This window comes from Flavobacterium sp. SH_e, from assembly GCF_025717045.1.
In the GTDB taxonomy this organism is placed as follows: domain Bacteria; phylum Bacteroidota; class Bacteroidia; order Flavobacteriales; family Flavobacteriaceae; genus Flavobacterium.
Genome location: NZ_JAOVZN010000004.1, coordinates 39,574 through 54,566 on the forward strand (window position 1 = coordinate 39,574; position 14,993 = coordinate 54,566).

At 35.4% G+C, this 14,993-nt stretch carries 8 protein-coding genes; all 8 read right to left on the reverse strand.

What is annotated here, in order from left to right:
- Positions 1-295: 295 nt before the first annotated feature.
- The gene (xyl3A, locus tag OD917_RS07385; protein ID WP_263522915.1) at positions 296-2,890 is read right to left on the reverse strand and encodes a xylan 1,4-beta-xylosidase; all 2,595 of its coding nucleotides are present in this window, start codon (positions 2,888-2,890) and stop codon (positions 296-298) included.
- 40 nt (positions 2,891-2,930) lie between these two features.
- On the reverse strand, positions 2,931-4,508 hold the full coding sequence (locus tag OD917_RS07390; RefSeq protein ID WP_263522916.1) for a glycoside hydrolase 43 family protein: 1,578 nt from the start codon (positions 4,506-4,508) through the stop codon (positions 2,931-2,933).
- A 55-nt stretch (positions 4,509-4,563) separates the two neighbouring features.
- On the reverse strand, positions 4,564-5,406 hold the full coding sequence (locus tag OD917_RS07395) for a sialate O-acetylesterase (RefSeq protein ID WP_263522917.1): 843 nt from the start codon (positions 5,404-5,406) through the stop codon (positions 4,564-4,566).
- An 18-nt stretch (positions 5,407-5,424) separates the two neighbouring features.
- Positions 5,425-6,654, reverse strand: coding sequence for an SGNH/GDSL hydrolase family protein (locus tag OD917_RS07400; RefSeq protein WP_263522918.1), 1,230 nt, complete (start codon positions 6,652-6,654; stop codon positions 5,425-5,427).
- 81 nt (positions 6,655-6,735) lie between these two features.
- Positions 6,736-8,463 carry a glycoside hydrolase family 43 protein gene (locus tag OD917_RS07405; protein ID WP_263522919.1) on the reverse strand — a complete coding sequence of 576 codons (1,728 nt, stop codon included), beginning with the start codon at positions 8,461-8,463 and terminating at the stop codon, positions 6,736-6,738.
- A 141-nt stretch (positions 8,464-8,604) separates the two neighbouring features.
- Positions 8,605-10,545 (reverse strand): RagB/SusD family nutrient uptake outer membrane protein, encoded by a 1,941-nt coding sequence (locus tag OD917_RS07410; RefSeq protein ID WP_263522920.1) that lies wholly within the window; start codon positions 10,543-10,545, stop codon positions 8,605-8,607.
- Between the two features lie 12 nt (positions 10,546-10,557).
- Entirely contained in the window at positions 10,558-13,647 is a 3,090-nt protein-coding gene (locus OD917_RS07415) for a SusC/RagA family TonB-linked outer membrane protein (RefSeq protein WP_263522921.1), read from the reverse strand.
- 607 nt (positions 13,648-14,254) lie between these two features.
- Positions 14,255-14,959: an NUDIX hydrolase gene (locus tag OD917_RS07420; RefSeq protein WP_263522922.1), complete on the reverse strand. Its 705-nt coding sequence runs from the start codon at positions 14,957-14,959 to the stop codon at positions 14,255-14,257.
- Positions 14,960-14,993: the final 34 nt, after the last annotated feature.

The following is a 14,993-nucleotide window of genomic DNA, read 5'->3' on the forward strand; positions in this document are numbered from 1 at the left end:
ATATTTTTTTCAGGGGAGTTTCACTTGTATACAAAAAAAGATCATGTACACCTGAAACTTTTTTGATATCTGCTGTAACCAAAGACCATCTGTCATTTCCTCCCGTCATTGGAGCTGGATCGGCTTTATAACTTGTCTGTACAATAGATTTTGACCAAAACCATATACACCAAATAAAAATATCAGAAAAAACAGAGCTATAAATTTAGGTTTAAAAAGCATAAACGCAAACGATAGTTAATAGAACCAAAACAAGATTTACATTAGTTTTCATATCAATATTTTTACGCGTTTTTTATTGTATAACTACTTTAAGTATTTTAAGATCTTTTGCTGCCGAACTATTGCCATAATAGACTTCATATTCGCCAGAAGCTACTTTCAGCCCAGTTGTAGCTGCATCATAAAATTCAAATGAAGAAGCTGGCAAGTCTATAAGGACGTTTTCTTTACTTCCGGCTTTTACAGTAACTCGCTTAAAAGCTTTTAATGTTTTTAAAGGACCATCAGTATCATTTACTTTTTTAACATATACCTGAATAATCTCGGTTCCGTCGTGCTTACTGATATTTTGCACAGGAATATTCAATTGAATATTTTCATCTGATCTTATTTTGCTTTTACTCAATTTTCCTAAGCCAACAATAAACTTAGAATAGCTTAATCCAAAACCAAAAGGAAATAATACATCTGTCGTATATCTGTAAGTACGTCCTTTCATAGAATAGTTTTCAAAATCGCCCAATATTTCAGAATTTTTGTAGAATGAAACAGGCAATTTTCCGGCAGGATTATAATCTCCAAAAAGCACATCAGCAACAGCCTGTCCTCCAGATTCTCCAGGATACCATGCTTGCAAAATAGCATCACAGCTCGACGTTTCTGGTGTTAAAGCAATCGCAGAACCCGAACAGTTTACAAAAACTACTTTTTTTCCTGCCTCTTTTAATTCTTTCAAGCATTTCCTCTGCACGGCTGGCAATTCTATATTGGTTCTGTCACCTCCTTTAAAACCAGGAAAAGAAACTGGCATTTCTTCTCCTTCAAGCAAAGTTGAAAGTCCCCCAACAAACACAACAGTATCAATACCTTTTAATTTTTGGATTAAAGAGGAGAAGTTGATGTCAAATTCTTTCCCAAAATCAAATTCAAGATTCGCCTGCCAGTTGTTTGACTGTGCAAAATCAATTTCAATTGAATAAGTTTTTCCAGCTTCTACGGGAAATGGAATATTTCCTGGAACTGTTCTCCAGTTTGTATATTTTGCGATAGATTTTCCGTTAACCAATAATTCAAAAAATCCTGTCACGCCAGTTTTAAAAACAAGCGTATCCGTTGTTTTTGCGGTAAATTCAGTTTCGTATTTTGCAGAAAAGCCTTCCAATTTAACTCCAGAAGCAAACTCATGCTGTCCAGCTGTTGTCATTTTTATAGGATTGGTAATCTGCGTTGAAATAAGACTATTTCCTTCTCTGTTTGGATTATTCCAATATGTGGCCTTCATTCCTTTTTTGCCTTCAAAAGAAATCTGGTCAAAATAGCTTTGGTTAACTTTATCTTCTACCAAATCACAAGCTTTATCATAAAAGATTTTATCTGCTCCCGTTTTGGATTTAATTCCTTCCTTAATTGTAATTGTTTTAACTGGTGTTCCATTATAATTTCCCCACAGCATCGGTTCATTGGCCGCATTGGGTCCAATAACTGCGATTTTTTTTGATGTTTTGTCTAAAGGAAGAATATTGTTCTTGTTTTGCAGTAATGTCATTGATTTCTGAGCCATTTCTAAAGCCAGCTGCTGATGTTCTTTACTATTAAGCACTGAGGTTGGAATTTGAGTCCATGGCACAATCGCATCATCATCCATTTCTCCTAATTCAAAACGACCTTCTAATACACGCTGTAAGCTTTTGTCGATATCTACTTCTTTAATTAAATCTTTTTCAACGGCTTCTGGAAGATTTTTAAAAGGGTAATTTTCCCATACACATTCTACATCTGTTCCAGCCAATACTGCTTTAGAAGCAGCATGCACAGCATCTGACGAAACTTTGTGTGTAGTATAAAAATCGGTTACGGCTCCACAGTCTGAAACTACCATATATTTAAAACCCCATTCGTCTCTAAGAATACGTTGCAGTAATCGGGTATTGCTGCAGCAAGGCTCATCGTCCAGACGCTGATAGGCGCACATTACTTCGCGGACATCAGCTTCCTGTACCAATGCTTTGAAGGCGGGCAGATAGGTTTCATACAATTCACGCGGATTTACATTATTCAAATTCAATTCGTGTCTGCTCCATTCTGGGCCAGAATGTACGGCAAAATGTTTGGCGCAGGCTAAAAGTTTGCGATATTTGGCATCTGCAGGTCCTTGTAATCCTTTTACAACCGAAATTCCCATTCTGGATGTGAGGTAAGGATCTTCTCCATAAGTTTCTTGTCCACGCCCCCATCTTGGATCTCTAAAAATATTGACATTTGGTGTCCATACCGATAAGCTTAAAAAACGTTTGTTCTCATTTCCATCTTTAATCCATTGGTTGTATTTAGCTCTTGCCTCATCAGAAACCGCATCAAAAACACGATAAAGCAGTTGGTCATCAAATGAGGCCGCCATTCCTATAGGTTCTGGAAAAACAGTCACATTATCATTGTTTGCATAACCGTGTAAGGCTTCGCTCCACCAATTAAATTTTTTAATGCCGAGTCTCGGAACGGCGTCTGATTGATCGCACATTAACGCTGCTTTTTCTTCGAGCGTTAATCTTGAAATTAAGTCTTTTGCGCGATCAGAAGAACTTAATGACGGATTTTTATACGGCATCAGCTGTGCATTGACACTAACTGCCAAAAACAAACTTATAACAAACAAATACCTTATTCTCATTGTTTCTATTTTTAAAATGTATTTAAAACCTTTGTAATGATTAATTCATTTCCGAAATTTTATCCTGCAGACGGAAATAATCAAAATCAGCAAAACCTCCTTCTGTTTTTGTAGCATAATTAAACAGTCCAAATCGGTAACCCATAAAATATGGAATAGTGTACGGCATCTTGATCTTTTTTCCTATCGCAATCCATTTTTTTCCGTCTAAACTGTAATAAAATCTCCCTTGATCTGCTTGGTCTTTAAAGTTGCATTCGGCTTTGAAATATATTTTGTTCTGATTTAATAAAACACTTTCTATTTCCTTCGGATTTCCTTTTTCTGCATCTATCATTATAATTTTTTTCGTCCCATGATCAACTTTTACTCCAACCAGACCAAAATCTTTTTGCAGCAGGCAAAGTCCTGCAAAATCTCCTTCTTTCATATTAGAAAGCTCCAGCATTGTGGTTCCAGAGCATACGGGGCCAAAAGTTCTCTGGGTCAAAATGTTTTTTACCTGCGTAAAACTGCTGTCTATTCTCGATGTTTTTAATCTTAAATAACCCTTTCTTTCTTTAACTGACCAATGAGCATTATCTGGATTATGATTCCATTGCCAAACTAATGGCAGATCATTTTCTCCATTTTTACGGGTAAATTCGTCTGAGTTTACAATTCCGGGAATTAGGCTTTTATTCGCTGGAAGATTTAATTTTTGAGGCACTTTACCATTTTCTCCCAATATTGGCCAGCCGTTTTCCCATTTTACAGGAACAAGATACGGAATACGTCCTACGCCTCCTGCATCTCTAAATAAATAAGAAAACCATCTACCGTCTGGAGTATCAATAAGTCCGCCTTGTGCAACTCCCATATCCTGCAGTCCCATCTTCCCTTCCCACGGACCTGAGATACTATCTGCTCGATGTATAATTACTGTACGCATACCATTTTTGGGCCAGCAGATATTAAATAAATAATATTTCCCGTTAATTTTAAAAAGCTGTGATCCTTCTGCAGGCAGCATAATATCGCTCTTCGCAGGAGCATTCGCATTTTCAATTAAAACTTTTTTCGTCTCTTCTTTAACTTCTGACAGATCTTCTTTTAATTCTACAATTTGAAGTTTTCCGCCACCCCAAACCAAGTAGACTTTACCGTTATCATCAAAAAAAAGAGAATGATCGTGATAAGAATTATTTAAAACCGTTCTCTTCCAAGACCCTTTTTCAATATCTTTTGTAGAAAAAATATAAGTTTTACCGGTTGTTCCCGAAAAAGTGCTTACATAATACATATTATTGTGATAGCGTAAACTGCTCGCCCACGAACCTCTGCCGTAATCATTTTTTTCATGATCTAAATTTAGTCGGTCATCATTATCTTCTAAAGTTTGGTATGCATAATTAACAAGATGCCAATTGACTAAGTCGCTAGATTTCATAATCGGAACTCCAGGATTCATGTGCATAGTCGTACTGCTCATGTAGTAAGTATCCTTAACCCTGATTATCGATAAATCAGGCACATCGGCAAAAATAATAGGATTCTGAACTTTGCCTTTTTGAGACTGAGTGGTTAAGATAGTAAAGGCAATTGCTAGAAACGCATACCTAATTTTTTCTATTTTCATACTAGTTTCTATTTCAATGTTTCTAAAAAATATCAAACGGGAAATATTACAGTTTTCAAATGCTATATCCCAACAACAAAAGCATTTTTTCCGCATAACGTCTTCCTAATTCTCTGTAACCTGCCGCATTAAAATGCAGGAAATCTGAAGCAACAGCACAGCCTTTTGAAGAAATCACATAAGATGTTGGAATGGTTTGAGGCAGAGTTGCAATAATTTTATTCATGCTGGCGCATTTCCCCTTTTGATCTTCGTGAACAGTTTCTCCAGAAAGCAGAGGCACTTTTTTAGGATCCAAATTCAGATCTTTCATCAGATTGTCGTATACTATTTTGACCTTTTTGGCCCATAGTGTGTCACCAGTATTAGATTCTCCCTGATGCAGTAAAATTCCTTTAATAACTCCATCTTTTTGTGCAATTTTTGCCATTTCGACAAGTCTTGCATACGGACTGCCGTTATATTCTTTAATCATACCGAGCATCCAATCTGGCGCTGTTTTTACATAATTTTCAAAATTATCTTTATCAAAAAGTTCTATTTTACATCCTCCCACTGCAACATTTACCACTCCTACTTTAATATTTTTAGGAAGATTGGCTACCATAGTTCTTCCAAAATTATCCGTTAGTGTCAATCCCGTTTTACATCGGCATAACGGCGGTATTGCCGTATACCATTTTCCCATTTCACGGTTTAAATCTGGGCAGTTTACTGCTTCTAAAACCTGAAAACGAGGATCGACATTTATTTTGTCTTCAGCTTCTATTGGAGCAGAACCTTCCATATTGGACTGTCCGAAGCTTAAATAGACATGGAAATTTGGATTCTGAGAATATCCATTATATCCTGCAAAAAATAGGACTGTAAATGCGAAAAATCTAATTATTGATTTCATGATATTTTGTTAATCTTCTTATTTAAATAAATTTAAATCTATTATTTCACCCATTCTCTTGTATCCTAATTCATTAGGATGCAAAAAATCGCCGTCGTGCATATTTGATAAGATTGTCTTTGAATCTGTTTCTGAAGCCATTTCTTTATCAAAATCTATAACTGCATCAAATTTGTTATTTCGAATCCAAGCATTTACAATATCTCTTGCTTCTTGTTTAAAAGGTGCATCATAAAATGACTTTTGAAAAGGCAGAATCGTACAACCATATACTTTTATGCCTTTGGAATGCGCTTTATCTATCATAATTTTATAAGCCTCTATAATTTCCTGCGCTTTTGCAGGAGCGTCTTCTGCTCGTTTAATTCCTCCTATATCATTTATTCCTTCTAAAATTACAAGCCATTTTGCGCCTGCTTGCGAGAGCACGTCTCGATCAAAACGCTCTAACGCCGTTGGTCCAAGTCCGCCTTTTACAACACAATTCCCTCCAATTCCTAAATTTAAGACTCCAATATTTTGGGTCGTTTTATCTGCTGCAAGTCGAGCTGCTAAAATATCGGTCCAGCGGTTTTGTTTGTTTGTTCCAGAACCGCGTCCGTCTGTAATTGAGTTTCCGAGACAGATTACATTTGATGTTTTTTTTGATGCCACTACATCGAGTCCCATAATAGAATACCAATGGTCTGTTTTTATTGCGCCCGAAAAAACCTCATCATTGAGGTGATCGCCTTGCAAAATATAAGAGGTCGTTCTTGAGCCTGGATGCCCAGATGTTTTTTCTGAAGCGGCACCATAGTAAATAGTAATAGCTAGTAACTGCCCTGATTTTAATTGAAAATTCACCTCATCTGAAAATGCTTCCTCACCAGGATTTAATGTTATTTCTTGATTTCCATTAAAACTGAGATTTTTTTGTGTGGTCTTATCAATTGCGGGTGCTTCAAGTGCATTGGCTACGCTGACTTTTTTTAAAACTGTAACTTGATCGCTAAACAAATTGGAGAAACGCAATCGAATATGTTCTCCTCCAATCGAAACTTTTATAATTTGACGAATTGTATTTTGTGCCAAGCCTAGAGCTGGAGGCATATTATGCGGTTCTACAAGCATTTGTGCACAAGCCCATGATCCTACCCAATTTGCTGCAACTGGCTTTTCTGAAGACTTTACTAATGTCTGATTGGGCTTACATCCTGTTATTAAAACAAAGAGTAAAAACAATGCATATTTTAAATATCTTTTCATATTCACTTTTAAAAATTTAAAACATTCTATTCTATCTAAAAGCACATTAACAAAGTACTTCTTTTTTGGCAATTGCTGTTTCTATTTCAGATTTGAATTATTTGCAGTGGTAGCATACAGTCCTATCAAAGCTCCTGTGAATCCTCCAGCTACATTTGTCGAAAGAATATCTCCTGAAACTGGATTTCCAAGATTTTCGAAATCAACACCATTTATGGCATAACTAAATTGATAATTGTCTCCTTCGGCTTTTACTTGTAAACGTAAAGTTCCTTTGATTTCTATTTTTGCACTTGATATAATTTCTGACTGGCCATTTTCTGTTCTTTCCAACAATATATAATTATCTTTTCCTTTTTTAGTCACTCCAAAAACATAATTAAATCGTTCATTCTGAAGGCATACAATTCCTGCCAAATCTTTTTCAGATTGAGGTTTGTAATCTAATGTAGTCGAAAAAGAAAATGAATTGTGCTGTTGTCTGTAGAACAATGTTGAAGTCGGTTTTAATTCTTTGATATTTACAGGAAATGGATTAATCTGCAGACCTTTTTTAACAACAGAAATAAAATTTTCGCGAGGTCCTCTTAATCCGATCCATCTATAATCTAATTTTTCCGAAGTAAAATTCTCTGTGAATGTAAAATTGCCATTCGGGAAAAAACCATCCTTACCTGTTTTATTTTCTACGCCATTAGGCATTTTCAATTTTGGTCCTATTGGAACTAAACCATTCTCAAAAACAGGAAAAGTTCCCGACCAGTCAACTGGCAACATAAATGTTTCGCGGCCTGCATTTACCCTGTCTTTTTCGTTTGGACGAATTCCTAGAAATACGCCATAATATTTATTGTCTCGGCCAAGCACTAAATCTGCATGCCCTGCCCAATCAACTTTATTTGGCCTGTTTTGAGGGAAATATCTTTGAGTAAGAATCGGATTATTTGATGACGGTTTAAATGGTCCTTTTGGACTATCGCTAATAAAAACAACTTCACTATGATTTCCTCCTGTTCCGCCTTCAGCGCACATTAAATAATAATGATTGTCTTTTTTATACAAATGAGGCGCTTCTATCCAAATTGGCTTTTTAGAAAGGTCAACTCCTCCGTCAACAATAATTTTATCAGTTCCTGGAATTACCTGATCTTTCTCTAAATCATATTCCCAAACTTTAATTACGCGATGTCCGTTATATAATTCTTTTCCTTTATCTGGAGCATCATTATGCACGACATAACCTTTTCCGTTATCATCAAAGAAAATAGAAGGATCAATTCCGTCAAAAGCCAATTTAATCGGACTTCCCCAACCTTTTTTAGGATCTTTAGTTTTTACAATTATATTTCCTAAACCGCCTGTAAAAGCTGTTACAATCATATAGAAAGTATCGTTATGTGGATTATAGGTAATTCCTGGCGCGTATACACCAGCGCTGATACCAGTATCATGCGGACTAAATTCTGAAACATTATTTAAAACTCCTCCTAAATCTGTCCAGTTTACCAAATCTTTGGAATGAAAAATCGGTACACCAGGAAACATTGCAAATGAAGAGCATACCATGTAATAATCTTCTCCTTTTCTTGTAATAGCTGGATCAGGATAACATCCTTGCAGAACTGGAGAATAAAATTCATCTACTTTTAATGGATTGTTCTTATAAATCTGATCATCTCCTTTGTATGTAACATTCGAAAAAATGGGAGCCTTTCCGTTTTTTATTTTTTTTGTACTCTCCTGTGCTTGCATAAGCAGCGAGCATAATAGTCCTACAATAGGTAAAAAAAAAGCTTTTTTATTGTTCATGTTCATTATTATTAAAAATCTTTAAAAAATAGTAAAAAGCCGAGAGCATGACTCTCGGCCCTAACTAAACTAACTTAAATCTTAATAGAAGTAACTTGTAAGATTAACACTATTATGATGTTAGCTTAAAAAAAATAGAATTTAATATCCTGGATTCTGATATGCCGCTTTTTCCTCTGCAGACATTTCCATACCATCCATCTGTCCTTGTGGAATAGGTCTTAAATAATGATGCGCATCAATAGTCCTTGTTATAACTTCTGGCGTATGCTGCCCGTAGTTAGATCCTCCAATAGAATACTTGCCAGCAAGTTCATTCCATTTCTGAGTCCTTACTAAATCATACCATCGGTATCCTTCTCCAAAAAATTCACGTGAACGTTCTGCAAGAATGTAATTAATATCAACTACGGTTGGGGTCGCACTTGTCATGGCTGCACTATTGTCTTGTATTTTAGCAGTATTTCCATTATTATCCCATTTCCATTTTCCTGCTCTGGCTCTTAATACATTTACAAGTGATCTGGCACTTAAAGATCCTGTAGCTCCCTTTACAGCTGCTTCTGCGGCAACAAGATACAATTCTGAGAATTTTGCTACAGGAAACGGTCTTGTGCTTCCTGCATTAGGCTGTCCTAGTCCACCAGCATTATCTGTTCTATAAGGTCCAAGTTTCCAGAAACCTGGGTATACAATTCTGCTAATACCTTTTGGTGAGATTACATAATCTGCTCTTCCTGGCAGTACACCCGCTCCAACTCCACTTTCTCCTTGTCCTGAAGGATAGGTAATAGGAGTTCCTGGCTCATCATTAAGGAAGCTTAAAACAGCATCTCCTGGTTTAATTGTCAGACCATTTGCATTGCTTAGAGTTGCAACACCTGTAAGACCAGTTCCTATAAGATTCCAATTCCCTCTAAAAACTGTTGTAAAGGTTCCATCATATCTTGAATCATTGGTCTTATCTGCAAAAGTGTTGGTAAAAACTTCAATAGGTGGCGCCATTCTTGTCCATGGACGTCCCAAAAATTGATTTGCTTCTCTCTGAACTGAAGATACCGCAGCAGTTCCGTTTTTACTTCTAATAGCGGTATAGTTCCACGTCACCATCCAGCCTGAAAAGTTGTCTGGGGCACCACCGCTACCATAAGTAAGGCTGGCTCCATTATAATATTCACTTTCCTGTGTATGATCTGCATAAAGCATTACTTCTTTGTTTCTGTCATTTGCTCCAGAATTAACATCATAATAAGAATCAAGAAGTCCGTATGGTCCAGGATTATTTATTCCGTCAACAGCCAGATCATAAGCTTTTTGAAAATACCACTGCGCATTATGTCCATCAGGGTCTGTTCTTTGAGCATCTGGATAGGTTGGAATATTGTTTGGATTTTCTAACCACCAGCCATAAGTAAGATAAGCCTTTGCTAAAAATAATCTTGCAACGGTTTTGGTTACCGTACCGGTCAATCTTGGCGCATCAGGAAGATCATTAACTGCTGTAAGTAAATCCGGAAAAATGGCTTTTGTATATACTTCAGGAACCGTATTACGTTTAGAATATCTAGATGGTTTACTGTTAAACTTTAATTCGCCAGCCCCTAAATCCATCGGTACGCCTCCAAAAGTCTGCACAAGCAGAAAATAATCAAATCCTCTAAAAAATTTAGACTCTGCAATTAAACTACTGGCAACTCCTACGGCTGCGCCATTCTCTATAATACCGCTGGCAGTATTGATATCATAATAAGAATTATTCCACAAAACATCCGAACGGCTTGAAGTTGGATTAATAATACCTACTCCAGATAAATCGTGGTCTTTAAAATTACCGTCTGCACTCTGTGCATACGTAGCTTCATCTGTTCCTGTCTGGCAAGCATTGTAAAAATAAGCTTGTCCATAAATCCAACGCAAATGCGCATAATGAGAAGTTAATCCTTGTTTAACACCCTGTTCTGTTTTAAAATAGCCAGGTTCATAAAAATCATGCGGTTTTTCTTCTAATATATCAGAACAGCCAGCTAAAGAAAATAAAACTGCTGATCCTATTATTAAATTTTTAAAAATATATCTTTTCATTTGTGTGTCTGATTAAAATGTTAAATTAAGTCCAAATAAATAATTTCTGGTTGTAGGAGTATTTGTTCCGATAACCGAAAACCTTCTCTGATAAGAGGCAACAGCTTGATTTTCATCTCCTAATGAATTCGTTTCAGGATCCATTCCAGATAAGTCATGATATGGAGAAAATAAAACAAACGGATTTTGTGCAGTGAAATATAATCTTAATTTGTCAATGCCTAAATTTCTTGTAAAATTCTGGTCAATCGTGTATCCTAAAGTAAGCGCTCTAATTTTTACATACGATGCATCAAAATATCCCATAGTTGACATATATTTAGGGTTATCGCCGCTTCTAATCCCTCTTGGATTTGGGAATTCTGCATCTGTATTATCAGGAGTCCAGTAGTCTACATCAACATTGCTTCTTCTTCCGTTTAATAAGTTCATGTAGCTAGCTCCTCCATAGAGTGTACTGATTAATACTCCACCACTTTTAAATGCTCCCACTGCATTAAAATCAAAACCTTTATAAGTTACGTTAGTGTTGAAACCTCCCTGAAAATCTGGATCTGTTTCAATAATCTGACGATCGCTGGCATTTATAGCTCGCGTTGGTGAACCATCTGCATTATATTCTCCAGTATATTTTACTTTAATAGATCCCACAACCGTTCCTTGCTGATTGACATCTGTTGGCCCTGGTTCATAAATTGACATATATGGATCACCTTCCTGCCAGAGGCCAATTTTTTGATAATCATAAATTGAATTGATATTATATCCAACAAACCAGTTGTTGGCTTCATCACGGCTGGCTCCAGAAGCGAGAGCAACCAGTTGATTTTCATTTTTGTAGAAATTAACCCCCACAGACCAAGTCACACCATTAGGATTATCCAAAATAACCCCGTTTAATGAAATTTCATAACCTTTATTCTCTGTTTCTCCAACATTAGCAACATAACTGCTCACTCCAGAAGTTGCTGGAAGACCTACACGCTGAAGTAGGTTTTTGGTATTGGTTTTATAGTATTCAACTGTACCAGATAGACGGTTGTTAAAGAATCCGAAATCTAATCCGTAGTTCCATGTCGTTGAAAATTCCCATCCTAAATTAGGATTTGGCAACTCTGTAACATATACTCCGGTCGAATTAGTGCTTCCAAAATTATAAGGTCTTGTGCTCAACGCTCCTAATGTTGCATAAGGCGATACTGCTTGATTAGATGTCTCTCCATATCCAGCTCTCAATTTCAATAAATTAATATGCTTGACATCTTTAAGGAAAGACTCATTTGAAAGTGTCCATCCTGCTGAAACTGCTGGATAAGTTACCCATTTATTGCCCGGAGAAAGTCTTGAAGAACCGTCAGAACGAACTGTTCCAGATATGAAATAACGATTATCGTAAGAATACATTAACCTTGCCATATATGAAGTTAATCCCCATTGGGTATAATCCTGATCGGCTGGATTAATAACAGCTTCTTCTTCGCTTTGTCCTAAATTATAAAATTGGAAGGCATCAGAAGTAATCCCATTTCTTGTCACTCTTGAACTCTGTCCTGTATATTGCTCATTTGAATACAATCCGACAAAATTTATAGTATGTTTCTGCGCAAAAGTTTTATCGTATGTCAGCAAATTTTCTAAAAGCCATTGAGTAGACCAGCCGTTAGTGATTGCAGCATTGGAAAGTGTTGTTGGATTTACATCAAAGACTCCTTGCCCCTCATAATACCCAGCGTTTGAAGTACGGAAATTCAAACCTGTATTAAGTCTGTATTTTAAACCTTCAACACCTGGAATTTTTACTTCTGCAAAAATATTATTATATGAACTAAAAGCTCTATTTAAATTAACATATGCGTCTCCTAAACTTTTGATTGATTGCCTTGTATACACCCATTGATCATCTGCAGCCATACTAACTGTTCTTTTAAGGGTTCCATCAGCATTATAAGGGTCTGCTAGAGGTGAAGTTGATAAAATATTACCCGTTCCTATATTATCACCGTTAGTAATGGTGTAATTGCTATTTGTATTGAATCCCATACGTATAGATCTATTAATTTGCTGGTCTAAACCTGCTCTTAAACTAAAACGCTCATAGCTCTGGCCAGGAAGAACAGACTCTTCTTTATAATATCCTAAGCCTGCATTGTAAGCTCCTGTTTCAGTTCCTCCTGAAACACTCACATCATGACTGATCATTTCACCAGAACCATAGAGTAAATCCTGCCAATCTGTATTTACATTTCTTTTCTCATCAACACCATCTACATATAAACCAGAATAATCACGAAGCGTGGCAAATTTAGATGAATCCATCATTGGGTATTTAGACCAAGCCTGTTTGATACCGCTGAAACCATTGTATGTAAATGTGGCTTTCTGATTTTTTTTCCCTTTTAGAGTAGTCACTAAGATTACACCATTTGCTCCTCTAGAACCATAGATCGCAGTTGCAGAGGCATCTTTTAGAATGTCTACAGACTTAATATCGGAAGGATTTATATCTCCAATTGATCCAGCAAAAGGTACTCCATCAAGAACCACCAGCGGATCATTACTTCCTGTTAACGATCTAGTTCCTCGTATTCTGATCTGCATTGCTGCTCCAGGTTTTGAAGAGGTCTGAGTCATTTCAACTCCAGGAAGCCTGCCTTGAAGTGCCTGAGTAATATTTGCCGCAGGAACTTCGTTTAATTCCTTGCCACCAAGAGAAGCCACTGATCCTGTCACAGCCTCTTTAATCTGAGTGCCGTACCCGATTACCACGACTTCCTTTAAATTATTGGCATCTTCTTCCAGCTTTACATTAATATTTTTCTGTCCGTTTACAGCCACTTCTTTACTTTTTAAACCGATGAAACTAAAAATAAGCACCCCGTTTGCTGGCACATTTATAGAATAAGTGCCATCAAAACCGGTACTCACTCCGTTTTTAGATCCTTTTAAATTAACATTGGCTCCCGGAATCGGTCCGCTACCATCAGTTACTGTTCCAGTAACTGTCGTCTGTGCTTTAGATTGAAATGAAAACGCAAACATGAGCATAAAAAAACAAAAACATTTTAAAAGTCTCTGTTTGCTTGCAATAAATTGGTTAGTCATAAAAATTGATTTAATTATTAATTGGTTTGTTGTTAGTAAGCATTCTTTAGCACCTATAATAAACTCAAAAGGAAAGATTATTTTACAAGTGTGTTTACTACAAATATAGAAAACATTTTTAAAAAACAATCGGTTGTGTAAATTATTTTTTGATAAATATTAAAAAAAACATTAGTAAAATAATTTTTATTATATATTTAATCGAAAAATTTTAATAATATATCAAAATCAACTACAACGTTATAGAAATATTTAGGGATAACAATAAGATTTTTAAAGATTCTTAAAGAAACCATAATTTTTAAATAATTGTATTTTTTCAGCAGTACAAAATTTTAAAAACTGCACAAAATACTAGGATTCATAAAAAATTACAGTAGAATATTATATTTTTAAAAATCAGTTATATACAAGGTCCCTATATCAAAAAATACGCTAAAAACAATCGATTGCTTTAAGATTAATATAAACCAAAAAATTAATCAAGAGAGTAAAAACAAATAAATGAAGTTTTAAAATTATTCAAGCAACAATACTTTCAAATCAAAACTTATGGTATGATCCAAAAAAAAACAGAAAACGTTCTTAAACTATCAGAATATATTTTTTAAAAAAGAAAATTGAATTTTACATTCCAACTTATTTCATCTTTTGACATATTTAAACTATAAAATTTAGCAGCTCTATATGAAACTCCTTCTTCTTTTTCATTTAAACTATGCACAAGTCTTCTCTGCAAAATCTTTCTTCTAAAATTAGTCTTATTAATTTTAATCCCTAAAACCTTCTCATACAGATGAACAACCTGAAGCAGAGTGAATTTTTCTCCTAAAAGATTAAAACCTATTGCACTGCAGCAAATGTTTTTTTTCAGCTCTTTAAGGCTAAAATCTAGAATTGTTAAATCATTTTCTCCTAAATGAGCTACATTATTGGTTTCAATCCAAATTAAATCTGAATTTAATTCTTCGTCTTCAACGGTTTTTTCTTTCTTAACCATTGCATAATATACAATTGAAATATTCTCTTCTACTAATGAAGAAGGATGACCAAATGCTTTTAGTTGATCTAGAAAAAAATCATCTGAAGGAATGTATTTTTTTACTATCTGTCTTGCAGTTTTCAACATTGACATTCCTTTTAAGCCATCACTAGGCAATTTCCATCTTAAGCTCTCAAAGCAACTTTCGTTTTTTACTAGCAAAACTTTTAGCTTTTTCTGCTCAAAACAGAATATTACGCAATTTATTTCTATCTTATTTTCATGATATGAATTGTGGCATATTCTCTCTTCTGACTTTTCTTTTTTCATAAAAAATAAATTAAAATACTTTTTAATCAATTAA

What these genes read in the sequence shown, in the direction of transcription:
- OD917_RS07415 (WP_263522921.1), bottom strand. Translation starts at nt 13,647, where the DNA reads ATGACTAACCAATTTATTGCAAGCAAACAGAGACTTTTAAAATGTTTT.
- xyl3A (WP_263522915.1), bottom strand. Translation starts at nt 2,890, where the DNA reads ATGAGAATAAGGTATTTGTTTGTTATAAGTTTGTTTTTGGCAGTTAGT.
- OD917_RS07400 (WP_263522918.1), bottom strand. Translation starts at nt 6,654, where the DNA reads ATGAAAAGATATTTAAAATATGCATTGTTTTTACTCTTTGTTTTAATA.
- OD917_RS07410 (WP_263522920.1), bottom strand. Translation starts at nt 10,545, where the DNA reads ATGAAAAGATATATTTTTAAAAATTTAATAATAGGATCAGCAGTTTTA.
- OD917_RS07405 (WP_263522919.1), bottom strand. Translation starts at nt 8,463, where the DNA reads ATGAACAATAAAAAAGCTTTTTTTTTACCTATTGTAGGACTATTATGC.
- OD917_RS07390 (WP_263522916.1), bottom strand. Translation starts at nt 4,508, where the DNA reads ATGAAAATAGAAAAAATTAGGTATGCGTTTCTAGCAATTGCCTTTACT.
- OD917_RS07395 (WP_263522917.1), bottom strand. Translation starts at nt 5,406, where the DNA reads ATGAAATCAATAATTAGATTTTTCGCATTTACAGTCCTATTTTTTGCA.
- OD917_RS07420 (WP_263522922.1), bottom strand. Translation starts at nt 14,959, where the DNA reads ATGAAAAAAGAAAAGTCAGAAGAGAGAATATGCCACAATTCATATCAT.